Below are 20,750 nucleotides of genomic sequence, written 5' to 3'. Positions count from 1 at the left end.
CGGTCAGCGTATTCGCTCCAGCGGAAGCCGGGCGCGCACCCTCCAACTGCCCTCGTACGGACCGGTCTCGGCCTCCCCGCCGAGCAGCGCGGCCTGCTCCCGCATCCCGCGCAGCCCGCTCCCGCTGCCCTGCGTCAGGGCCGGCCCCGCCGGCAGCGGGTTCGACACCTCCAGGTCCAGCCGGTCCCCGGCCATCTCGATCCTCACCCGGACGGGTACCGGACCGCAGTGCCGCAGCACGTTCGTGAGCGCCTCCTGAAGGATCCGGTACCCCTCCCGGGTGACCGGCCCGGGCAACGTGTCGAGCGGGCCGGTCAGTTGGGCGTCCACCGCCGCCCCGGAGGCCCGGGCCGACTCCAGCAGCCGGTCCGCCTCAACGAGCGTCGGGCGCTGCGACGGTCGGTGCCCGGACTCTCGCAGGACTCCCAGGACCCGTTCCAGATCCTCCAGCGCGGCCCGGCCCGTCTCCTCGATCGCGCACAGCGCCCGGTCCGTGAACTCCGGGTCGCCGGCGGCCCGGGCGGCCCCCGCCTGCACCACCGCCACCGTCAGCGCGTGCCCGATGGAGTCGTGCAGTTCGCGGGCGATCCGGTTCCGCTCCAGCAGCTGTTCGGTCCGGGCCTCCAGCGCGGTGAGCCGCTCGGCCGCCGAAGGCCCCAGCAACCGCTGGGCGATCGCGGTGATCAGCTCCCCGAGCAGGACCACTATGGCGATGAGCAGGACCAGCGGCACCGGCACCAGCAGCGCGGCGGCCCACCACGGGAGCACGACGGGAAGCATGAGGTCGCCACCCAGCGGATGCCCGATCGCGATCGAGACCAGCTCGACCGTCATGGCCGGGAGCCACACCGTCGGGACCCAGGCGACCCCCGCGAGGACGAGCCGCACCTCGAGCCACAGCAGCGTCCGCCACCGGTCGTTCCACCGCTTTGAGCGGACTGCGCTGATGGTGCTCTCCGAGCGGTCCCAGTCGTGCGGGGTGAGCAGGAACCGGGCCTGCAGCCCCTCGACCAGCCGCACCCAGGGGACCAGACCGAGCGGCACCGCGATGAGCAGCGGAACCCACGGCACCTCGGGCCCTATGAACAACCAGAGGGCCACCAGCAGCACGGGCACGCAGAGGTGCAACCAGCGTGAGTAGGTCACCGGTTGGAGCGGGGCACGGAGCAGTCGGTACATGCACTCATCGTGACAGCCGACGGCCGGCCAGCGTCTCCCCCGCGTGGGGGAGACGGCACCCTCGCATGGGGGAGGAAGGGGGGTGGGGCCGGCGGCGAGTCTTGAGCCATGAACAGCATCGAGATCCGAGAACTCACCAAGGCATACGGCACCCACCGTGCGGTGGACGGCCTCACCTTCGATGTCCTGCCCGGACGGGTCACCGGCTTCCTCGGCCCCAACGGCGCCGGTAAGTCCACCACAATGCGCCTGCTGCTGGGCCTGGACCGGGCCACGTCCGGTACGGCCACGATCGGCGGGCAGCGTTTCACCGACTTCCCCGACCCGCTGCACAGGGTCGGCGCGCTGCTGGACGCCCAGGCGGCCCACGGCGGGCGCACCGCCCGGGACCACCTGCGTTTCCTCGCGGCAGCCGACCGGATCCCGATGCGCAGGGTGGACGACGTCCTGGAGCAGGCCGGGATAGCCTCCGTGGCCGGGCGGAGGATCAAGTCCTTCTCGCTCGGCATGCGCCAGCGCCTGGGCATAGCGGCGGCGCTGCTGGGCGACCCCGGAGTGCTGCTGCTGGACGAGCCGACCAACGGCCTCGACCCCGAAGGCATCATCTGGATCCGCGAGCTGATGCGCGCTCTCGCCGCCGAGGGACGCACCGTCCTCGTCTCCAGCCATCTGATGTCGGAGACTTCGGCGCTCGCCGACCACCTGATCGTGCTCGGCAACGGCAGGCTGCTGGCCGACACCTCGATGGAGGAGTTCATCGACGCCCGCAGCACCCCGAGGGTGCGCCTGCGCACCTCCGACCCGGTTCGGCTGCGGGCCGCGCTGGCCCGGGACGGATTCGAGCTGGTGACCGCGGACGGCGGGCGGTGGACCGTCGAGGGCATACAGGCCGATCAGGTCGGCAGCCTGGCCGCCCGGGAAGGCGTGCCCGTGCTGGAACTCGCCGACGACAGGGCCTCGCTGGAGCAGGCCTACCTGGATCTCACCGCCGGCCACGCCCAGTTCACCGCAACCCGCTGATCTTCCCCACTTCCCCACTCAGGAGGTTCCCCATGAGCGCCGCTCTGCCCACCCTGCCCGTCCTGCACTCGGAATGGATCAAGCTGCGATCCCTCCGCGGCACCATAGGCGCCTACATCGCCGTCTTCGTCGCCACCGCCGGAATCCAGGCGCTGACCGCCGCGGCGATAGGCCAGTCCGAAGAGGGCAGCATGGGGGACGACAGACTCCTCGCGGCCTACTACGGGCTCAACTTCGGCCAGATAGCGGCGATGGCCTTCGGAGCGAACGCGCTGTCCGCCGAGTTCCACAACGGCGCTCTGCGCACCTCGCTGGCCGCCGTGCCGAACCGCACCCGCTTCTACCTGTCGAAGATGGCCATGGTGGGGGCACTCGCCTTCGTGATGGGGCAGGTCACCGCCCTCGTCACCTTCGTGGCCGGCCAGTCGTTCATGGGGCCGTACGCGATGGAACCGGGTGACCCCGGCACCATCCGGTCCGTGTTCGGCTGCGGGATGTACCTGACGCTGATGACGCTGTTCGCGGCGGGCCTGACGGCCGTCCTGCGGAGCGCGGCGGCCGTGCTGAGCCTGCTCATACCCTTCGTCCTGCTCGTGTCCTTCGTCATCGGAGCCGGCGCCGAGGGCGTGGCCCAGCTCCTGCCCGACCGGGCCGGGCAGATGATGATGCGCATGGAGCCCGGCGACCTCGTCGGACCCTGGACGGGACTCGGTGTGATGGCGCTGTGGGCGGCCGTCGCGGTGGTCGGAGGGTGGTTCTCTGTGCGGCGCCGGGACGCGTGACGCCAAGCCAGTTGTCAGTGGTGGTCGGGATACTGACGCAATGACCACGGCAGAGCATCTCGACATGATCGACCGGCTCCGGGTGCGGGAGTTCCCCACCGAGCCGGTCCGGTCCGGCGGGCAGAGCAGCGGCCCGGGTTACCACCTCGTCCCGGTCGGCCGGACCGCGGACTTCTGGGAGGACGGCGGGGCGGGCCGGACCGAGGCGACCGACCAGATCAACGCCGAGTACGGGGCGCTCGCCCAGGTGCTCTCCGACAGGTGGGGGGAGCCGCAGGTCTTCAGCCTCGGATCGCTGCTGGAAAGGGGACTCGACGGGGAGGAGATACCGGAGCCGTGGGACGAGCTGAGCAACAGCACCGACCACGTGCACCTGTGGCGGGCCGGGGAGCAGTGGCTGGTGGCCTACGTGGCGCAGGGGGCCGAGGGGGACCCCTACCTGCTGATGGCAGGGGTCACCGTGATCGACCCGCCCTAGCCCTTCGGGAACTCGGGGCGCTCGGGGGCGGCCTCGGCGGCGGCGCGGAGGCGGGCGTACTCCTGAGCCATGGACTCGGCGGTCCAGTGGGCGTTGAGGCCGCTCGGGTTGGGGAGGGCCCAGATGCGGGTGGAGCCGATGGTCCGCTCCTGGGGGCCGATCTGCGCCTTCCGCTCGCCGAAGGCGGTGCGGTAGGCCGTCACCCCGACCACTGCCAGCCACTGGGGGCGCAGGAGTTCCACCTTGGCCGTCAGGATGCGGCCGCCCTCGCGGAACTCCTCGGCGCTCAGTTCGTCGGCGCGGGCCGTGGCCCGGGCCACCACGTTGGTGATGCCGAGGCGGTAGGTGAGGAGTTCCTCCTGCTCCGCGGGGGCCAGCCGGCGCGGGGTGAAGCCCGACAGGTGCAGGACGGGCCAGAAGCGGTTGCCGGGGCGGGCGAAGTGGTGGCCCGTCGCGGCGGAGAGGAGGCCGGGGTTGATCCCGCAGAACAACACACGCAGACCGCCCGCGACCACGTCCGGGAGGACGCGGTCACGGGCGGCGGCCAGCTCTTCGGGGGTCAGAGGATCGACCCCGGCGCGTACCCGGCGGCCTCCGGGTGCTGCTTGGCGATCGCCTCGATCCGGGAGACCACGGTCGCGACCTGGTCGCCCGCGGCGCCCGTGAAGGACAGCTTGTCGGCCATGAGGGCGTCGAGCTGGGCCCGGTCCAGCGGCATCCGCTCGTCGGCGGCCAGCTTGTCCAGCAGCTCGTTGCGCTCGGCGCCCTGCTCGCGCATGGCGAGCGCGGAGGCCACCGCGTGCTCCTTGATGACCTCGTGGGCGGCCTCGCGGCCGACCCCGGCCCGCACCGCGCCCATCAGGACCTTGGTGGTCGCGAGGAAGGGCAGGTAGCGGTCCAGTTCGCGGGCGACGACGGCCGGGAAGGCGCCGAACTCGTCGAGGACCGTCAGGAAGGTCTCCAGCAGGCCGTCGAAGGCGAAGAACGCGTCCGGCAGGGCGACCCGGCGGACCACGGAGCAGGAGACGTCGCCCTCGTTCCACTGGTCGCCGGCCAGCTCGCCGGTCATCGAGGCGTAGCCGCGCAGGATGACCATCAGGCCGTTCACGCGCTCGCAGGAGCGGGTGTTCATCTTGTGCGGCATCGCGGAGGAGCCGACCTGGCCGGGCTTGAAGCCCTCGGTGACCAGCTCGTGGCCGGCCATCAGGCGGATCGTCTTGGCGATCGACGAGGGGGCGGCGGCCAGCTGCACGAGCGCGGTGACGACGTCGTAGTCGAGGGAGCGCGGGTAGACCTGGCCGACCGAGGTGAAGGCCTGGGCGAAGCCGAGGTGGGCGGCGATCCGCTGCTCCAGGTCGGCGAGCTTCGCGGCGTCGCCGCCGAGCAGGTCGAGCATGTCCTGGGCGGTGCCCACCGGGCCCTTGATCCCGCGCAGCGGGTAGCGGCCGAGAAGGTTCTCCAGGCGGTCGTAGGCGACGAGCAGCTCGTCGGCCGCGGTGGCGAAGCGCTTGCCGAGGGTGGTGGCCTGCGCGGCCACGTTGTGGGAGCGGCCGGCCATGACCAGCTCGGCGTGCTCGCCGGCGAGCTTGCCGAGGCGGGCGAGGACCGCCACCGTGCGGTCGCGGGCCAGCTCCAGCGAGAGCCGGATCTGCAGCTGCTCGACGTTCTCGGTGAGGTCGCGCGAGGTCATGCCCTTGTGGACGTGCTCGTGACCGGCGAGGGCGTTGAACTCCTCGATGCGGGCCTTCACGTCGTGCCGGGTGACCTTCTCGCGCTCGGCGATGGAGGCGAGGTCGACGGTCTCCAGGACGCGCTCGTAGTCGGCGAGGGCCTCGTCCGGGACCTCGATACCGAGGTCCTTCTGGGCGCGCAGCACGGCGAGCCACAGCCGCCGCTCCAGCGTCACCTTGTACTCGGGGGACCACAGGACGGCGAGCTCCGCGGAGGCGTAGCGGCCGGCCAGGACATTGGGGATGCGGGGCTTGGCAGTCACGTGGAGGGATTCTACTTGGGCTGCCGCTGTGCGTTTACGCAGGTAGGGCCCCCGCTCGTGATTGTGGCTTGCTACGAGAGCGGTGCGTCCCCGTAGGGCAGGAGTTCCGGGCGCTTGGCCGGGCGGCCGTCCCCGGAGGAGCGGCCCGTCAGGCGGCGGCCGATCCAGGGGATCAGGTGCTGCCGGGCGAAGCTCACGTCCTGGGCCCGGCGCACCGTCCAGCCGGCGGGCGCGGCGGCGGGCAGTTGCGTGCGCCAGTCCTCCTCGGCGGGCAGACCCAGGGCCTGCCAGACGGCCTCGGCGACCCGGCGGTGCCCCTCCGCCGTCAGGTGCAGCCGGTCCACGTCCCACATCCGCTGATCGCCGAGCGCGGAGGCCCCGTACAGGTCGACCACCAGCGCGCCGTGCCGGGCGGCGAGCTCGTCGATGATGACGAAAAGCTCCTCCATGCGGGGCCGGAAGCGTTCCATCACCGGACCGTTGCGCCCGGGGGAGCGCATGAGGACGAGGTGCTTGCAGGACGGAGCGAGGGTTTCCACCGCCGCCTCCAGGTGGCCGCGGACCCGGCCCATGTCCACCTTGGGGCGCAGCGCGTCGTTCAGCCCGCCCACCAGGGTCACCACGTCGGCGCCCATCGCCGCCGCCACCGGGGCCTGGTCCTCGGCGATCTGGCCGATCAGCTTCCCGCGGACCGCGAGGTTGGCGTAGCGGAAGCCCGGCTCGCGCGCGGCGAGGCGGGCGGCCAGCAGATCGGCCCAGCCGCGGTAGGAGCCGTCCGGAAGCAGGTCCGACATGCCCTCGGTGAAGGAGTCGCCGATCGCGACGAAACTGGTGTAAGAGGCATTCATCTCCATGGCGGAGTGATGTTACCGCGCGGTACCCCGGCCCCGCAGGGCCGGGGACCGCACCTCACCCCGGGATCAGGCGGCCGCGGGCCTTCCGAACAGCTCCCGCAGCACGTCCTCCATCGTCACCAGGCCCGTCATGGCGTCCTCCGCGCCGAGCACCGCCGCCAAATGCGTACGACTGCGTCGCATGGCGGTCAGTACGTCGTCCAGCGGGGTCTCCGCCCGCACCTGGGCGATCGGCCGCAGCTCCGACACCGGGAACGGCTCGTTCCGCGCGTCCCCGTCCGCGTCCAGGGCGTCCTTCACGTGCAGGTAGCCCAGGATCCGGCCCTGCTCGTCGACCACCGGGAACCGGGAGTACCCCGACTCGGCCGACAGCCGCTCCAGTCCGGCGGGAGTGATGCCCACCGTGGCCGAGACCACCCGGTCCGCCGGCAGCACCACATCGGCCACCGGCCGCCGGCCCAGCTCCAGGGCGTCGTGCAGGCGCTCGCTCGCCCGGTCGTCGAGCAGCCCCGCCTCGCTGGAGTCCTTGACCATCCGAGCCAGGTCGTCGTCCGAGAAGCTCGCCGCGATCTCGTCCTTCACCTCCACCCGCAGCAGTCGCAGCAGGACGTTGGCGAAGGCGTTGATCGCGAAGATCACCGGCCGCAGCGCCCGCGTGAGGGTCACCAGCGGCGGCCCCAACAACAGCGCGGTGCGCACCGGCTCGGACAGCGCCACGTTCTTCGGCACCATCTCGCCGAAGAGCATGTGCAGGTACGTCGCCAGCGACAGCGCCACCGCGAAGGAGATCGCGTGCGTCAGCCCCTCGGGTACCCCGACGAGGTCGAACAGCGGTGTCAGCAGGTGCGCGATGGCCGGCTCGGCCACCACACCCAGCACCAGGGTGCACAGCGTGATGCCGAGCTGCGCCGCCGCCATCAGCGCCGACACGTGCTCCAGGCCCCACAGGACGGCGCGGGCACGCCGGTCGCCCTGCTCGGCGTACGGATCGATCTGGCTGCGCCGGACCGAGATCAGAGCGAACTCCGCACCGACGAAGAAGGCGTTGACGACCAGGGTCGCCAGGCCGATCAGCAGCTGGATGACGGTCATCGGGCCTCCTCCGTTCCCCCGGGGCGCCCGGCCGGCGCGTGCAGCAGCACCCGCGCCGCCCGGCGTCCGCCGGCGTCCACGACGTCCAGGCGCCAGCCGTCCAGTTCCAGCTGGTCGCCGACGGCCGGGATCCGGCCCAGCTCGGTCGCTATCAGACCGGCCAGCGTCTCGTACGGACCGTCCGGCACGCGCAGGCCGATCCGCTGGAGCTGGTCGGTGCGCGCGGCGCCGTCGGCGGAGTAGAGGAGGCGTCCGGAGTCGTCCGTACCGGCCGGGGCCAGGTCCGGGGTCTCGTGCGGGTCGTGCTCGTCGCGGACCTCGCCGACGACCTCCTCGACGATGTCCTCCAGCGTGGCCACGCCGGCCGTGCCGCCGTACTCGTCGATGACGACGGCCATCGTCTGCTTGCCGGACAGCCGGTCCAGCAGTCGGTCCACGGTCAGGGACTCCGGTACGAGGAGGGGCTCGCGCAGCAGCTGCGACACGGGACGCAGACGGCGCTCCTCGGCGGGCAGCGCCAGCACGTCCTTGATGTGGACCGTGCCGACGACGGTGTCCAGGCTCCCCCGGTAGACCGGGAAGCGGGACAGGCCGGTGGCGAGCGTCGCGTTCGCCACGTCCTCGGCGGTGGTCTGCACGTCGAGGGCGGTGACCTGGACGCGCGGGGTCATCACGTTCTCCGCGGTCAGGTCGGCCAGGTTCAGGGTCCGCACGAACAGCTCCGCGGTGTCCTTCTCCAGGGCACCCTCCTTCGCGGAGTGCCGCGCCAGCGCGACCAGCTCCTGCGGGGTGCGCGCGGAGGCCAGCTCCTCGGCCGGCTCCATGCCCAGGCGCCGCACCATGTGGTTAGCGGTGGTGTTGAGGTGGCTGATCAGGGGCCGGAAGGCGCGGCTGAAGACGCGCTGCGCCGTCGCCACGCGCTTGGCGATCGCCAGCGGGGAGGAGATGGCCCAGTTCTTGGGCACCAGTTCGCCGACGACCATCAGCACCACGGTCGACACGACGGTGCCGAGGACCAGGGCGGTGGAGGAGGCGGCGGCGGCCGACAGGCCCATCGCCTCGAACGGGCCCTGGAGCAGGGTCGAGATCGACGGCTTGGAGATCATGCCGATGACCAGGCCGGTCACGGTGATGCCGAGCTGGGCGCCGGAGAGCTGGAACGTCAGGGTGCGGACGGCGGCCAGGGCGCTGTCGGCCCCGCGCTCACCGCGCTCGACGGCTCGCTCGAGCTCGCTCCGTTCCACGGTCGTCAGCGAGAACTCGGCCGCGACGAAGACCCCGCAGGCGACGCAGAGCAGCAGTGCCACGACGAGCAGGAGCACCTCGGTCATCGGTCGATCACCTCCGTCCCATGATCGGCCAGGAGGAGGGGGACCGCGCGGTGTCGCGGACGGCTGTGTCGGGGACCGGGAGGCTCGCCCATGGGCGGACGCTCACACCTTTCACTCAGAGGGACTTTGTCCACATAGTAAAGGACGGGCAAAGAGAACGGATCATTCTTTTGGCGGAGCACGGCCGGATGATGGGATCCGGACATGAGTGATCTTCAGATCGGACCGGCGTCGACCGCCGACCTCGGCGCCGTGCTGGACTTCTGGAAGGCCGCCGCCGAGGGAACGAGTATCAGCGACGACCTCGCCGGGGTCGAGCGCCTCCACGCCCGCGATCCGCAGGCGCTGCTGCTCGCGCGGCGCGACGGAGAGCTCGTCGGCACGGTGATCGCCGGATTCGACGGGTGGCGCTGCCACCTGTACCGGCTCGCGGTGCACCCCGGCCACCGGCGCCAGGGGATCGGGACCGCGCTGCTGGCCGCCGCCGAGGAGCGCTTCGTGGCGCTCGGCGGGCGGCGGGCGGACGCGATGGTGCTCGTCCGCAACGAGCGGGCCCACCTGGCCTGGGAGGCCGCGGGCTACGGGCCCCAGGACCAGTGGAGGCGCTGGGTCAAGTCTCTCGGCGGGCCGACCCGATGACGCAGTAGGAGGTCGGCAGCGCCGGACCGTGCTCGGGCAGCCGCACGCGCCGCTGCGAGACGATCCGGAAACCGGCCGCCTCGATGGCGGCGAGCGGATCGCGCGCGGTGTGGCACCCGCCGAAGAGGCGGGGCCAGACGGTCCGGTCCAGCGTCCGCTGGACGGCGGCCATGCCGGGACCGGGCGCGCGGCCGTGCTCGAAGAAGCGCAGCTCGGCGCCGGGGCGGAGCACGCGGTGCAGTTCGGCGAGGGAGCGGTGCAGGTCCCGTACGGTGCACAGCACCAGCGAGGCGACGGCGGCGTCGAAGGCCTCGCTCTTGACCGGGAGGGCCTCGGCGGCGCCTGGTACGACGTCCACGGGGACCTCGCAGCGGAGCGCGGCGGAGGACGCGAGGCGGCGGAGGGTGCGCTCCGGTTCGACGGCGACGACCTCGGAGACGGCGCGGGGGTAGTGCGGGAAGTTCAGGCCGTTGCCGGCGCCGATCTCGATGACGCGGCCGGAGACGCCGTGCAGCAGCTCGCGGCGGAGGGGGGCGATGCCGGCGCGGGTCTCGGCGGCTTGGCTCGCACGGGCGTAGAAGCGGGCGAAGACCGGGTGGTGGACGGGGTCGTGGGGCGGGGTGGTGTGGGCGGTGCGGTTCTTGCGGGGGCGCGGCATGAGGACCTCCCGGGGGCGGATGTGCCGGTACCTTCAGCGTGCCCGGTCGGCGGGGCCTCATCCCCGCGGTCCGGCTGCCGGGGCTCGGCCGCCCCCGGGGCCCGCGCCCTCGGACGGCGGCGCGGCTGAAAGATCGGGGCTCCGCCCCGGGCCCCGCGCCTCAAACGCCGGCGGGGCTGGATGTGTGGCGGCGGGGCCCGGTTGGGGTGGCGCGGCTGAAAGATCGGGGCTCCGCCCCGGGCCCCGCGCCTCAGGCGCCGGCGGGGCTGAGTTTGTGACGGCGGGGCTGGATGGGTGGCGGCGGGGCCCGGTTGGGGCGGCGCGGCTCAAAGATCGGGGCTCCGCCCCGGGCCCCGCGCCTCAAACGCCGGCGGGGCTGGATGTGTGACGGCGGGGCTGGGTTTGTGGCGGCGGGGCCCGGTGTGGGGGTGGGGTGGGGGTCAGGCGTTGGTGAGGGTGTAGGCCGGGGGGGACCAGGTGGTGAGGAAGGACTGGGCCGACCAGGTGCCCGAGAGGGGTGGGGCCAGCCAGGTGGGGGCCGACGCGCGGAACTCCTCGGGGGAGAGGGCGCCCGAGCCCTCGGGGACCGCGCCCAGTAGCGGCAGGGCCGAGGACGTCGGGAGGTCCGCCAGGTTGCAGCGGGCCGCCAGGTCCGGCTCCCGCGGCCAGCTGCCGACGACCACGCCCAGCGGGGTCAGGTCGCGGGCCCGCAGGGCTTCCGCCGTGAGGGCGGTGGAGTTGAGGGTTCCGAGGCCCGCCGGGGCGACGATCACGGTCGGCGCGCCGAGCAGCCGGGCCGCGTCGGCCAGGGTGTTGCCCTCGTCGTCGAAGTGGACCAACAGCCCGCCCGCGCCCTCCACCAGGACCAGGTCGTGCTTCTCGGACAGCTGCCGCGCGGCCTCCGCGATCTGCGCCGGGGAGAGGGCCGGCAGCCCCGCGCGGCGGGCCGCCGTGTGCGGGGCCAAGGGCTCCGGGTAGCGGGCCAGTTCCACCGCGGTGACGGCGGAGCCGGCCAGGCGGACCGCCTCCGCGGCGTCCCCGGGCTCCTGCGGACCGACGCCCGTCTGTGCGGGCTTGAGCACCGCCACCGAGCGGCCGGCCGCGAGCGCGGCGGCCGCGATCGCCGAGGTGACCACCGTCTTGCCGATCTCGGTGCCCGTCCCGGACACCATCACTACGGACATCTCAGCCTTCCTGCGCCGCCGCGCACACCGCGCGGCAGATACGGGTCACATCCGCCTCGCCCGTGACGAACGGCGGCATCACATAGATCAGGTCCCGGAACGGCCGCAGCCACACGCCTTCGCGCACCGCCGCCCGGGTCGCGGCGGCCACGTCGACCTCGTGGTCCAGCTGCACCACGCCGATGGCGCCGAGGACGCGTACGTCCCGCACCCCGGGGATCCCGGCCGCGGCGGCCAGTCCTTCGCGCAGCCCGGCCTCGATCCGCTTGACGTCGGTCGCCCAGTCCTGCCCGAGGAGGAGTTCGATCGAGGCGAGCGCCACCGCCGAGGCGAGCGGGTTGCCCATGAAGGTCGGCCCGTGCGCGAGCACGGGCACCTCGCCCTGCGAGATCCCGTCGGCGACCCGTTCCGTGCACAGGGTCGCCGCGAGGGTGAGGTAGCCGCCGGTCAGGGACTTGCCCAGGCACATCACGTCCGGGGTGATCCCGGCGTGGTCGGCGGCGAAGAGCGCGCCGGTCCGGCCGAAGCCCGTCGCGATCTCGTCCAGGATGAGGAGGACGCCGTACTCGTCGCACAGTTCCCGCAGCACCCGCAGGTAGCCCGGGTGGTGGAAGCGCATGCCGCCCGCGCCCTGCACGACCGGCTCCACGATGACGGCGGCCAGTTCGTCGGCGTGCGCGGCGATCAGGGACCGCAGGTGGTCGGCGTACGCCGGGTCCACGGGCGTGTCGAAACCGCCGGGCGGCGCGTCCGCGAAGACCTGCCGCGGCAGGTGACCCTGCCACAGCTCGTGCATGCCGCCCTCGGGGTCGCAGACGGCCATCGGCTGCCAGGTGTCCCCGTGGTACCCACCGCGCCAGGTCAGCAGCCGGGTCTTGCCCGTCCGGCCCACCGAACGCCAGTACTGGAGGCACATCTTGACCGCGACCTCGACGGCCACCGAGCCCGAGTCGGAGAGGAAGACGTGCTCCAGCCCCGGCGGGGTGATCTCGACGAGCTTCGTGGCGAGCCGGACGGCGGGCTCGTGGGTGAGCCCGCCGAACATCACGTGCGACATGCGGCCCAGCTGCGTGGTCACGGCCTCGTTGAGCACCGGGTGGTTGTAGCCGTGGATGGCCGACCACCAGGAGGACATGCCGTCGACCAGCTCCTCGTGGCCCTCCCCCTGGGAGGGCTCGGCGAGGCGCAGCCGCACGCCCGAGGCGGAGGCGATGACCAGCGGCTCCTGCCGGCCGGGCATCGGACCGTACGGGTGCCAGACGTGCTGCCGGTCCAGTGCGAGCAGTTCCGCGCCCGCCGACGGCGCGTCGAGCCGGTCAGGCGCGTCGAGCCGGTCAGGCGCGTCGAGCGGGTGGAGCCGATCAGGCATTGGGAGCGATGTCCGTTCCCGCGCCGCGACGGCGTACGGCCACCAGTTCCGGCCGGACCTGGCCCGCCTCGGCCTGGGCCGGTACGGGCTTCGCCTCCGCGGGCCCGTGCCCGGAGCAGCCGCCGCACGCCGAGCCGCAGCCCGCCGCCTCGGCGTCGTCGGCCGGGGCCGCGCCCGAACCGCAGACCGACGCGCCGCCGTTCGAGCCGCAGCCTCCGGCGGCGGCCGCGGCCGCCGCGTCGGAGCGGTGCGCGGGAAGGGTCGTCGTACCGGCGCCCTCCACCTCGAAACCGGCGTCCGCGATCATGTCGAGGTCGGCCTGACCGGCCTGGCCCTCACTGGTCAGGTAGTCGCCCAGGAAGATCGAGTTGACCACGTGCAGGGCCAGCGGCTGCAGCGAGCGCAGGTGCACCTCGCGCCCGCCGGCGAGGCGGACCTCGACGTCGGGGCAGACGAACCGCGCCATCGCCAGGATCCGCAGGCAGCGCTGCGGGGTGAGGTTCCACTCCTTGGCCAGCGGAGTGCCCTCGAAGGGGATCAGGAAGTTGACCGGGACCGAGTCCGCGTCCAGCTCGCGCAGCGAGAAGACGACGTCGACCAGGTCCTCGTCGGTCTCGCCCATGCCCGCGATCAGACCGGAGCAGGCGGACAGGCCGGCGGCGTGCGCCTTCTGCACCGTGTCGACCCGGTCCGCGTAGGTGTGGGTCTTGGTGATCGCCCCGTACGTCGCCTCGGACGTGTTCAGGTTGTGGTTGTAGGCGTCCGCGCCCGCGTCGCGCAGCCGCTCCGCCTGGCCGTCCGAGAGCAGGCCGAGGCACGCGCAGACCTCGACGCCCTCGTTCTGCTCCTTGATCGCCTCGATGGTCTTGCCGACCCGGTCCACGTCCCGGTCCGTCGGCCCGCGGCCGCTCGCGACCAGGCAGACCCGCTTCGCGCCGCCCGCGACACCGGCGGCGGCGGCCTGGGAGGCCTCTTCCGGCTTCAGCCACGTGTACTTGAGGATCTCCGCCTTCGACCCCAGGCGCTGGGAGCAGTAGGAGCAGTCCTCCGGGCACAGGCCCGACTTCAGGTTGACCAGGTAGTTCAGCTTGACCCGACGCCCGAACCACTGGCGGCGCACCTTGCCGGCCGCGGCCACCACGTCGAGCAGTTCGTCGTCAGAAGTCGCCAGTACGGCGAGCGCTTCTTCGCGGGTCGGCAGCTCGCGCCGCAGCCCCTTGTCCACCAGGGTGTTCAGCAGGTCCATGCACCCGATCCTGGACCACAGCACCCATCCCGGCCAAGGAGAGATCGCACAACATGGCCGGATGGGTGTGTGTGTATCACCACACCTGGCGCACAAGTCACGGCCGCTAGGGTCGGGCAGGTCTGTGGACTGCCGACAAAACACGAGGACATGCCGATGCCCCAGCACACCCCCGAGCCCGAGGATGTCTTCGCCTGGATCGATGCCGCGGAGAGCGCGCGGGAACAGGCGGGGCTGGTCCGCACGCTCCGCCCGCGGCCGCCGGTGTCGCCGCTCCTCGACCTCGCGAGCAACGACTACCTCGGCCTGTCCCGGCACCCCGAGACGATCCGCGGGGCACGGGAGGCGGCCGAGCGCTGGGGCGCCGGAGCCACCGGTTCGCGTCTGGTGACGGGGACGACCGAGCTGCACGCGGAGCTGGAGCGGGAGCTCGCCGACTTCTGCGGCTTCGAGGCCGCGCTGGTCCTCTCCTCCGGGTACGCGGCCAACCTCGCCGCCGTCACCGCGCTCGGCGACTGGGGGACGCTGGTCCTCTCCGACGCCGGCAACCACGCCTCGATCGTCGACGGCTGTCGGCTCTCGCGCGCCGAGACCGCCGTGATCCCGCACTCCGACCCGGACACCGCGCGCAAGACGCTCGCCGCGCACGACGGCCGGGCGCTGCTGGTCAGCGACTCGGTGTTCTCCGTGGACGGGGACGCCGCCCCGCTCACCGGGTACGCGGCCGCCTGCCGCGACGCGGGCGCGGCCCTGATCGTGGACGACGCGCACGGACTGGGCGTGCTCGGCGAGGGCGGCCGGGGCGCGCTGCACGCCGCCGGGCTCGCGGGCGCGCCCTACGTGGTGGCCACGCTGACCCTGTCGAAGTCCCTGGGCAGCCAGGGCGGAGCCGTGCTCGGTCCGGCCAGGGTGATCAGACACCTGATCAACACGGCGCGCACCTTCATCTTCGACACCGGGCTGGCCCCGGCCGCCGCGGGCGCGGCGCTGGCGAGCCTGCGCCTGCTGCGGCGTGAACCGGAGCGGGCGGGCCGCGCCCGCGAGGTGGCCGACCGGCTGTACGGGCGGCTCACCGCGTCCGGCCTGACCGCGGCCAGGCCGGACGCGGCCGTGGTGTCGGTACGGGCCCCGTCGGCGTCGGCGGCACTGCGCTGGGCCGCCGACTGCCGCGAGGCAGGTCTGTCCGTGGGGTGCTTCCGCCCGCCGTCGGTGCCGGACGGCATCTCCCGGCTGCGGCTGACCGCCCGGGCCGATCTCACGGGGGACGAGATCGACAGGGCGGTCGGGACGATCCTGCGGACCGCGCCGGCCGGAGCCACGGACCGCTAGGCGGAGCTACGCGCGCGCGTCCGCCCGTACGGAGGCGAGGAAGCCGTCCCAGGCCGGCCCGGTGAAGAGCACGGCCGGGCCGTCCGCCCGCTTGGAGTCGCGGACGGCCAGCAGGCCGCCGCCGAGGGCGGCCGCTTCCACGCAGTTGTTCATTCCGGTGCTGCGGCTGCTCCGCCGCCACCGCGCGCTGATCAGAAGTCCGCCGCTGGATAAGGGGGTTGCGGACACGGGGGTGCCTCCTTACGCGTCGTCAGCAAGCCTGCTGATGAGATCCGACGAGTCCTGGGGCGGGAGGGCGTGTTCCTGGATGGTGCGGAACGCGGCGCTGTACGCCTCTAGGTCTTCCTTCCGCTCCAGATAGAGGCTACTCGTCAAATGGTCGAGTACCACCACATCCAGATCAGCGATGTCCGGAAATGAAAAAATCACGAACGGTCCGGTGAGGCCGAGATGGCCGCCGACGCTGAACGGCAGCACCTGCAGGCACACTTGGGGCAGCCGGGCCACCTCCGCCAGGTGCCGCAACTGGGCGGCCATCACCCCGGGCCCGCCGATCTGCCGGCGCAGCACCGCCTCGTCCAGGACCGCGCTCAGCTCCAGCGGCGGATCCGCCCGCAGCACCGACTGCCGGGCCAGCCGTACGTCGACCAGCGCGTCCACCTTCGGCTCCGGCAGCCCGCCCAGCGCGGCCCGGGTCACCGCCCGCGCGTACTCGGAGGTCTGCAGCAGGCCGGGCACCACGGACAGTTCCACGGTGCGGGCCGACCGGGCGCCCGCCTCCAGGCTGATGAAGTCCCGGTACTCCTGGGGCAGCAGCCCGCGGTAGTCGTGCCACCACTGGCGGCCCCGCCCGGTGTCACCGGCCGGACCGGGGCCGGCCGCCGAGGCCGACAGGGCCTCCAGGAGGGCGCGCTGCTCCGGGCTCACGACCTCCCCGTAGACGTCGAGGAGCAGCCGGATGTCCTCCGGCTTCACACCGCTGCGGCCTGTCTCGATACGGCTGATTTTCGACTGGTGCCATCCCATGATCCGGGCGGCCTCACCACTGGTGAGGCCGGACCGGTCACGCAGGGCACGCAGTTCCTCGCCGAGCTTGCGCCGACGCACCGCGGGACCGTGCTGCACACCCGCCTCCCTTCAACCGGCACAGCTCGCACCAGTCTGCCGTCCAAATACGCTCTTCCGTAGCAGAGTTCACCGCATCGAGCGACAGATATATGCAGATCTTGGGAGAACGGCAGGTGCGGCGGCACGATGGGTGGCACTCTGGCGTCCAGCACAGATCCGGGGCGGTTCCGCTCCGGTGGGAAAGGGACCGTCGCCATGGCAGACCACCAGGAAGCATCCGTCACTCTGCCGAGCGATCCCGCCTCGGTCGCCGCCGCCCGCCGCTACGTGGCGGACGTGCTGAGCGAATGGGGACTCCCCGAGGACGCCGAGACCGCGGACAGCGTCAGGCTGATCGTCTCGGAGCTCGCCACCAACGCCGTACAGCACACTTTCGGCCAGTCGCCCACTTTCACCGTCGACATCCGGCTGGAGCGTCAGGAGTGGCTGCGCGTGGGGGTGACCGACAGCCACCCGCGCTGGCCCAAGCGGCTCCCGGCCGCCGTCCAGCAGGACAACGGCCGGGGCATGGTCATCATCCGCTGGCTCGCCGCGGAGGCCGGCGGCCGGCTCTCGGTCACACCGACCGAGGAGGGCGGCAAGACGGTGTGGATCGCACTGCCGTGGGCCGTCGGGGCGCCGACGGCGGCGCGGAGCGCCACCGGCTGCTGACGGGGCTCAGGCGGTGCCGCGTTCCACCGCGCCGCGCTCGATGCACAGCTCGTTGCCCTCGGGGTCGGCGAGCACGACCCAGCCCATGACGCCGTCCTCGTCGCGGCGGTCGTCCACGAGCTTCGCGCCGAGCCCGATCAGCCGCTCGACGGTCTCGTCCCGGGTGCCGGTGGGCGGCGCGATGTCCAAGTGGACGCGGTTCTTGACGGACTTGGCGTCCGGCACCCGGATGAACAGCAGTCCGGGCACCCCGGGCCGCCCCGGCTCCAGCAGGATCTCGTCGTCCCCCTCCACGTCGTCGGGGTGGATGGGGAAGCCGGTCACCGCGGACCAGAACTCGGCGACCCGGTAGGGGTCGAGGGCGTCGAAGGTGATGTGCCGAACGGGGTTGACGAACATGTGACTCCTCGAGGGGGATTCCGTGTGCGGGGCGGTGTGCGAGGCCGTATGCGAGGGCGTACGCGAATCCGTATACGGAACCGGGTTCTTGGGGCGGCGCAGTTGAACCGGGCGCCTGCCCGAAACGTGGGTTAACGCAGCGGAAAAACGCGGGCCCTAGCGTGGCGGCCACGTTCGACCGCCAATGATCACCCATGATCCGGTAAAGCGGCGGTGGTCGGGACGGAAAGCCTTCTCCTGCGTTGGGCAAGACATGCTTGGCTCGGATATGTGCAGGTCAACAAAGTGTTGAAGGCGGCTAGGGTCGCTCCGGCGCGCTGTTGATCTTGTCCCGGAAACTTGGTGATGACGAGTGCATCTGACACCCCACGAGCAGGAGAGACTGCTCATCCACGTGGCTGCCGACGTGGCCGAGAAGCGAAGGGCGCGCGGGGTCCGCCTCAACCACCCCGAAGCCATCGCGCTGATCACGTCGCACCTCCTCGAAGGGGCCCGCGACGGGCGGACCGTGGCCGAGCTGATGGCCTCCGGCCGCACCGTCCTGCGCCGCGAGGACGTCATGGAGGGGATCCCCGAGATGATCCACGACGTCCAGGTGGAGGCGACCTTCCCGGACGGCACCAAGCTCGTGACCGTCCACGACCCCATCGTCTGAAGAGGAGTGCCCGCATGATCCCCGGCGAGATCGCCCACGGGGACGGCCCGGTGCGCCTCAACGAGGGCCGCCCCGTCACCCGCCTCACCGTGCTCAACGCCGCCGACCGCCCGGTCCAGGTCGGCTCCCACTACCACTTCGCCGAGGCCAATCCCGGCCTCGACTTCGACCGCGCCGCCGCCCGCGGGCTCCGCCTCAACATCGCCGCCGGTACGGCCGTCCGCTTCGAGCCGGGCATCCCGGTCGCGGTGGAACTCGTACCGCTGGGCGGCCTGCGCACCGTGCCGGGACTGCGCGGGGAGACCGGGGGGCCGCTCGATGGCTGAGATCTCCCGCCAGGTGTACGCCGACCTCTTCGGGCCGACCGCCGGAGACCGGATCCGGCTCGCCGACACCGACCTCTTCGTCGAGATCGAGGAGGACCGCAGCGGCGGCCCCGGCCGGGCCGGGGACGAGGCCGTCTTCGGGGGCGGCAAGGTGATCCGCGAATCCATGGGGCAGGCCCGCACCACCCGCGCGGAGGGCGCCCCCGACACCGTGATCACCGGCGTCGTCGTCCTCGACCACTGGGGCATCGTCAAGGCCGACCTCGGCATCCGCGACGGCCGGATCTGCGGCATCGGCAAGGCCGGCAACCCCGACACCATGGACGGGGTCGACCCGGCACTCGTCATCGGCCCCGAGACCGAGATCATCGCGGGCAACGGGAAGATCGTCACCGCCGGCGCCATCGACGCCCACGTGCACTTCATCTCCCCGACGGTCATCGAGGAGGCGCTGGCCTCCGGTATCACCACCCTCGTCGGCGGCGGCACCGGACCGGCCGAAGGCACCAAGGCCACCACCGTCACGCCCGGACCCTGGCACCTGGCCCGGATGTTCGCGGCACTGGAGGCCTACCCGGTCAACATCGGCCTCCTCGGCAAGGGCAACACCATGTCCCGCGAGGCCATGCACTCACAACTCCGCGGCGGCGCCCTCGGATTCAAGATCCACGAGGACTGGGGGTCCACCCCGGCCGTCATCGACGCCTGCCTGAGCGTCTGCGACGAGACCGGCGCCCAGGTCGCCATCCACACCGACACCCTCAACGAGGCCGGCTTCGTCGACGACACCCTCGCGGCCATCGCGGGACGCACCATCCACTCGTACCACACCGAAGGCGCGGGCGGCGGGCACGCACCCGACATCATCACCGTCGTCTCCGAGCCCAACATCCTGCCGAGCTCCACCAACCCCACCCGGCCGCACACCGTCAACACCGTCGAGGAACACCTCGACATGCTGATGGTCTGCCACCACCTGAACCCGGCCGTCCCCGAGGACCTCGCCTTCGCCGAATCGCGCATCCGGCCCTCGACCATCGCCGCCGAGGACGTCCTCCACGACCTCGGGGCCATCTCCATCATCTCCTCCGACTCCCAGGCCATGGGCCGGGTCGGCGAGGTCGTGCTGCGCACCTGGCAGACCGCCCACGTGATGAAGAAGCGGCGCGGCTTCCTCCCCGGCGACGGACCCGCCGACAACCAGCGGGCCCGCCGCTACGTCGCCAAGTACACGATCAACCCCGCAGTGGCCCAGGGGCTCGCCCGCGAGATCGGCTCGGTCGAGACCGGCAAACTCGCCGACCTGGTCCTGTGGAACCCGGCCTTCTTCGGCGTCAAACCCGAACTCGTCATCAAGGGCGGCCAGATCGCCTACGCGCAGATGGGCGACGCCAACGCCTCCATCCCCACCCCGCAGCCCGTCCTGCCCCGCCCGATGTTCGGCAGCCACGGCCGCGCCCCCGCCCTGAACTCGCTGAACTTCACCGCACAGGCCGCCCTCGACCACGGACTGCCCGAACGCCTCGGACTGGGGAAGCAGTTCACCGCCATCGAGAGCACCCGGAAGGTGGGCAAGGCCGACATGCGCAACAACGACGCCATGCCGAGGGTCAAGGTCGACGCCGACACCTTCACGGTCTCCATCGACGGGGAGGTCGTCGAACCGGCACCCGCGGCGGAACTCCCCATGGCCCAGCGGTACTTCCTCTTCTGATGGAGCGCAGCCCGATGAGAGGCCCCCTGCCATGAGCCTCGCCGCCCTGCTCGTCCTCGCGGACGGCCGCTTCCCCGCCGGCGGGCACGCCCACTCCGGCGGGGCCGAGGCCGCCTGCAAGGCGGGCCGGATCCACGACGCGGCCACCCTGGAGGAGTTCTGCCGGGGCCGGCTGAACACCGCCGGACTCACCGCGGCCGCGCTGGCGGCGGCCGCCGCCCTCGGGCTCGACCCGGCGGAACTCGACGCCGCCGCCGACGCCCGCACGCCCTCACCCGCCCTGCGCACCGCCGCCCGCAGACTCGGGCGGCAGCTGCTGCGCGCCGCCCGCGCCACCTGGCCCGCCCCCGAACTGGAGGCTCTGGCCGCCGCCTTCCCGCGCGGCGCCCACCAGCCCGTGGTGCTCGGCGTCACGGCCCGGGCGGCCGGGCTCGGGCCGCTCGACGCCGCGCACGCGGCGGCGTACGAGAGCGTCGGCGGGCCCGCGACCGCGACCGTACGGCTGCTCGGTCTGGACCCCTTCGAGGCGAGCGGGGTCCTGGCCCGGCTCGCCCCCGAACTCGACGCGGTCTCCGCCCGGGCCGCCGGGGCCGCGCTGCGCGCCCGCGCCGAAGGGCCGGAGGTGCTGCCCGCCGCCTCCTCGCCGCTGCTGGACATCTCGGCGGAGATTCATGCCGACTGGCCGGTACGGCTGTTCGCATCCTGACCCCGAAGGAGACACCC

At 72.6% G+C, this 20,750-nt stretch carries 23 protein-coding genes; 10 read left to right on the top strand and 13 right to left on the bottom strand.

Annotation, left to right across the window (positions count from 1 at the left end; genetic code table 11):
- Positions 1-3: 3 nt before the first annotated feature.
- Positions 4-1,179, bottom strand: a complete 1,176-nt coding sequence (locus ACZ6JT_RS34340) for a sensor histidine kinase (protein WP_469215984.1) — start codon at positions 1,177-1,179, stop codon at positions 4-6.
- A 108-nt stretch (positions 1,180-1,287) separates the two neighbouring features.
- Here ACZ6JT_RS34340 and ACZ6JT_RS34335 point away from each other — a divergent pair, with 108 nt between their 5' ends.
- Genes ACZ6JT_RS34335 through ACZ6JT_RS34325 form a run of 3 tightly spaced genes read left to right on the top strand, consistent with a single transcriptional unit; the run spans position 1,288 to position 3,459 of the window.
- Complete coding sequence (locus ACZ6JT_RS34335) at positions 1,288-2,199, top strand: ABC transporter ATP-binding protein (protein ID WP_469215982.1); 912 nt, start codon at positions 1,288-1,290, stop codon at positions 2,197-2,199.
- 32 nt (positions 2,200-2,231) lie between these two features.
- Positions 2,232-2,981, top strand: coding sequence for an ABC transporter permease (locus tag ACZ6JT_RS34330; RefSeq protein ID WP_469215980.1), 750 nt, complete (start codon positions 2,232-2,234; stop codon positions 2,979-2,981).
- Positions 2,982-3,021: 40 nt separating this feature from the next.
- The gene (locus ACZ6JT_RS34325; protein WP_469215978.1) at positions 3,022-3,459 is read left to right on the top strand and encodes a hypothetical protein; all 438 of its coding nucleotides are present in this window, start codon (positions 3,022-3,024) and stop codon (positions 3,457-3,459) included.
- On the opposite strand, the gene mug is transcribed toward ACZ6JT_RS34325, so the two are convergent.
- From mug to ACZ6JT_RS34300, 5 genes are all read right to left on the bottom strand, one after another.
- Positions 3,456-4,022 (bottom strand): G/U mismatch-specific DNA glycosylase, encoded by a 567-nt coding sequence (mug, locus tag ACZ6JT_RS34320; RefSeq protein ID WP_469216106.1) that lies wholly within the window; start codon positions 4,020-4,022, stop codon positions 3,456-3,458. The genes ACZ6JT_RS34325 and mug overlap by 4 nt on opposite strands.
- Entirely contained in the window at positions 4,019-5,452 is a 1,434-nt protein-coding gene (gene purB / locus ACZ6JT_RS34315; protein WP_365480642.1) for an adenylosuccinate lyase, read from the bottom strand. The genes mug and purB overlap by 4 nt, the downstream gene beginning before the upstream one ends.
- A gap of 71 nt (positions 5,453-5,523) precedes the next feature.
- The gene (locus ACZ6JT_RS34310; protein ID WP_469215976.1) at positions 5,524-6,306 is read right to left on the bottom strand and encodes an SGNH/GDSL hydrolase family protein; all 783 of its coding nucleotides are present in this window, start codon (positions 6,304-6,306) and stop codon (positions 5,524-5,526) included.
- Between the two features lie 66 nt (positions 6,307-6,372).
- On the bottom strand, positions 6,373-7,398 hold the full coding sequence (locus ACZ6JT_RS34305) for a hemolysin family protein (protein WP_469215974.1): 1,026 nt from the start codon (positions 7,396-7,398) through the stop codon (positions 6,373-6,375).
- The gene (locus ACZ6JT_RS34300) at positions 7,395-8,729 is read right to left on the bottom strand and encodes a hemolysin family protein (RefSeq protein WP_469215972.1); all 1,335 of its coding nucleotides are present in this window, start codon (positions 8,727-8,729) and stop codon (positions 7,395-7,397) included. The genes ACZ6JT_RS34305 and ACZ6JT_RS34300 overlap by 4 nt, the downstream gene beginning before the upstream one ends.
- 204 nt (positions 8,730-8,933) lie before the next feature.
- Between ACZ6JT_RS34300 and ACZ6JT_RS34295 the strand changes: the two genes are divergently transcribed.
- A complete protein-coding gene (locus ACZ6JT_RS34295; RefSeq protein WP_469215970.1) occupies positions 8,934-9,368 on the top strand; it encodes a GNAT family N-acetyltransferase in 435 nt (144 codons plus the stop codon).
- On the opposite strand, the gene ACZ6JT_RS34290 is transcribed toward ACZ6JT_RS34295, so the two are convergent.
- The 4 genes from ACZ6JT_RS34290 to bioB form a co-directional block, all read right to left on the bottom strand.
- Positions 9,340-10,026: a class I SAM-dependent methyltransferase gene (locus tag ACZ6JT_RS34290; protein ID WP_469215968.1), complete on the bottom strand. Its 687-nt coding sequence runs from the start codon at positions 10,024-10,026 to the stop codon at positions 9,340-9,342. The genes ACZ6JT_RS34295 and ACZ6JT_RS34290 overlap by 29 nt on opposite strands.
- Before the next feature lie 440 nt (positions 10,027-10,466).
- Positions 10,467-11,210, bottom strand: a complete 744-nt coding sequence (gene bioD / locus ACZ6JT_RS34285) for a dethiobiotin synthase (protein WP_469215966.1) — start codon at positions 11,208-11,210, stop codon at positions 10,467-10,469.
- 1 nt (position 11,211) lies between these two features.
- A complete protein-coding gene (locus ACZ6JT_RS34280; protein WP_469215964.1) occupies positions 11,212-12,579 on the bottom strand; it encodes an adenosylmethionine--8-amino-7-oxononanoate transaminase in 1,368 nt (455 codons plus the stop codon).
- Positions 12,572-13,825 (bottom strand): biotin synthase BioB, encoded by a 1,254-nt coding sequence (gene bioB, locus ACZ6JT_RS34275; protein WP_469215962.1) that lies wholly within the window; start codon positions 13,823-13,825, stop codon positions 12,572-12,574. The genes ACZ6JT_RS34280 and bioB overlap by 8 nt, the downstream gene beginning before the upstream one ends.
- A 156-nt stretch (positions 13,826-13,981) precedes the next feature.
- Between bioB and ACZ6JT_RS34270 the strand changes: the two genes are divergently transcribed.
- Positions 13,982-15,154 (top strand): 8-amino-7-oxononanoate synthase, encoded by a 1,173-nt coding sequence (locus ACZ6JT_RS34270; protein ID WP_469215960.1) that lies wholly within the window; start codon positions 13,982-13,984, stop codon positions 15,152-15,154.
- Between the two features lie 6 nt (positions 15,155-15,160).
- Here ACZ6JT_RS34270 and ACZ6JT_RS34265 read toward each other — a convergent pair whose 3' ends face one another.
- Positions 15,161-15,382 (bottom strand): DUF397 domain-containing protein, encoded by a 222-nt coding sequence (locus ACZ6JT_RS34265; protein ID WP_376614895.1) that lies wholly within the window; start codon positions 15,380-15,382, stop codon positions 15,161-15,163.
- Positions 15,383-15,394: 12 nt separating this feature from the next.
- Positions 15,395-16,279 (bottom strand): helix-turn-helix domain-containing protein, encoded by an 885-nt coding sequence (locus ACZ6JT_RS34260; RefSeq protein WP_469215958.1) that lies wholly within the window; start codon positions 16,277-16,279, stop codon positions 15,395-15,397.
- A 198-nt stretch (positions 16,280-16,477) separates the two neighbouring features.
- Between ACZ6JT_RS34260 and ACZ6JT_RS34255 the strand changes: the two genes are divergently transcribed.
- Entirely contained in the window at positions 16,478-16,933 is a 456-nt protein-coding gene (locus ACZ6JT_RS34255) for an ATP-binding protein (RefSeq protein ID WP_362856921.1), read from the top strand.
- A gap of 6 nt (positions 16,934-16,939) precedes the next feature.
- Here ACZ6JT_RS34255 and ACZ6JT_RS34250 read toward each other — a convergent pair whose 3' ends face one another.
- Positions 16,940-17,332 (bottom strand): VOC family protein, encoded by a 393-nt coding sequence (locus tag ACZ6JT_RS34250; RefSeq protein ID WP_469215956.1) that lies wholly within the window; start codon positions 17,330-17,332, stop codon positions 16,940-16,942.
- A 352-nt stretch (positions 17,333-17,684) separates the two neighbouring features.
- On the opposite strand from ACZ6JT_RS34250, the gene ACZ6JT_RS34245 reads away from it, so the two are divergent.
- From ACZ6JT_RS34245 to ACZ6JT_RS34230, 4 genes are read left to right on the top strand one after another with little or no spacing between them, the layout of a single operon-like run.
- Complete coding sequence (locus ACZ6JT_RS34245; RefSeq protein ID WP_469215954.1) at positions 17,685-17,987, top strand: urease subunit gamma; 303 nt, start codon at positions 17,685-17,687, stop codon at positions 17,985-17,987.
- Positions 17,988-18,001: 14 nt separating this feature from the next.
- Entirely contained in the window at positions 18,002-18,313 is a 312-nt protein-coding gene (locus ACZ6JT_RS34240) for an urease subunit beta (protein ID WP_386531190.1), read from the top strand.
- A complete protein-coding gene (locus ACZ6JT_RS34235; RefSeq protein ID WP_469215952.1) occupies positions 18,306-20,027 on the top strand; it encodes an urease subunit alpha in 1,722 nt (573 codons plus the stop codon). Before ACZ6JT_RS34240 ends, ACZ6JT_RS34235 begins: the two co-directional genes overlap by 8 nt.
- Before the next feature lie 31 nt (positions 20,028-20,058).
- Complete coding sequence (locus tag ACZ6JT_RS34230) at positions 20,059-20,733, top strand: urease accessory protein UreF (protein WP_469215950.1); 675 nt, start codon at positions 20,059-20,061, stop codon at positions 20,731-20,733.
- Positions 20,734-20,750 lie beyond the last annotated feature (17 nt).

The organism is Streptomyces sp. NPDC046308 (genome assembly GCF_055588065.1).
Note: the sequence above shows the minus strand (reverse complement) of the source record. Positions and strands in the feature narration are given on the sequence as shown.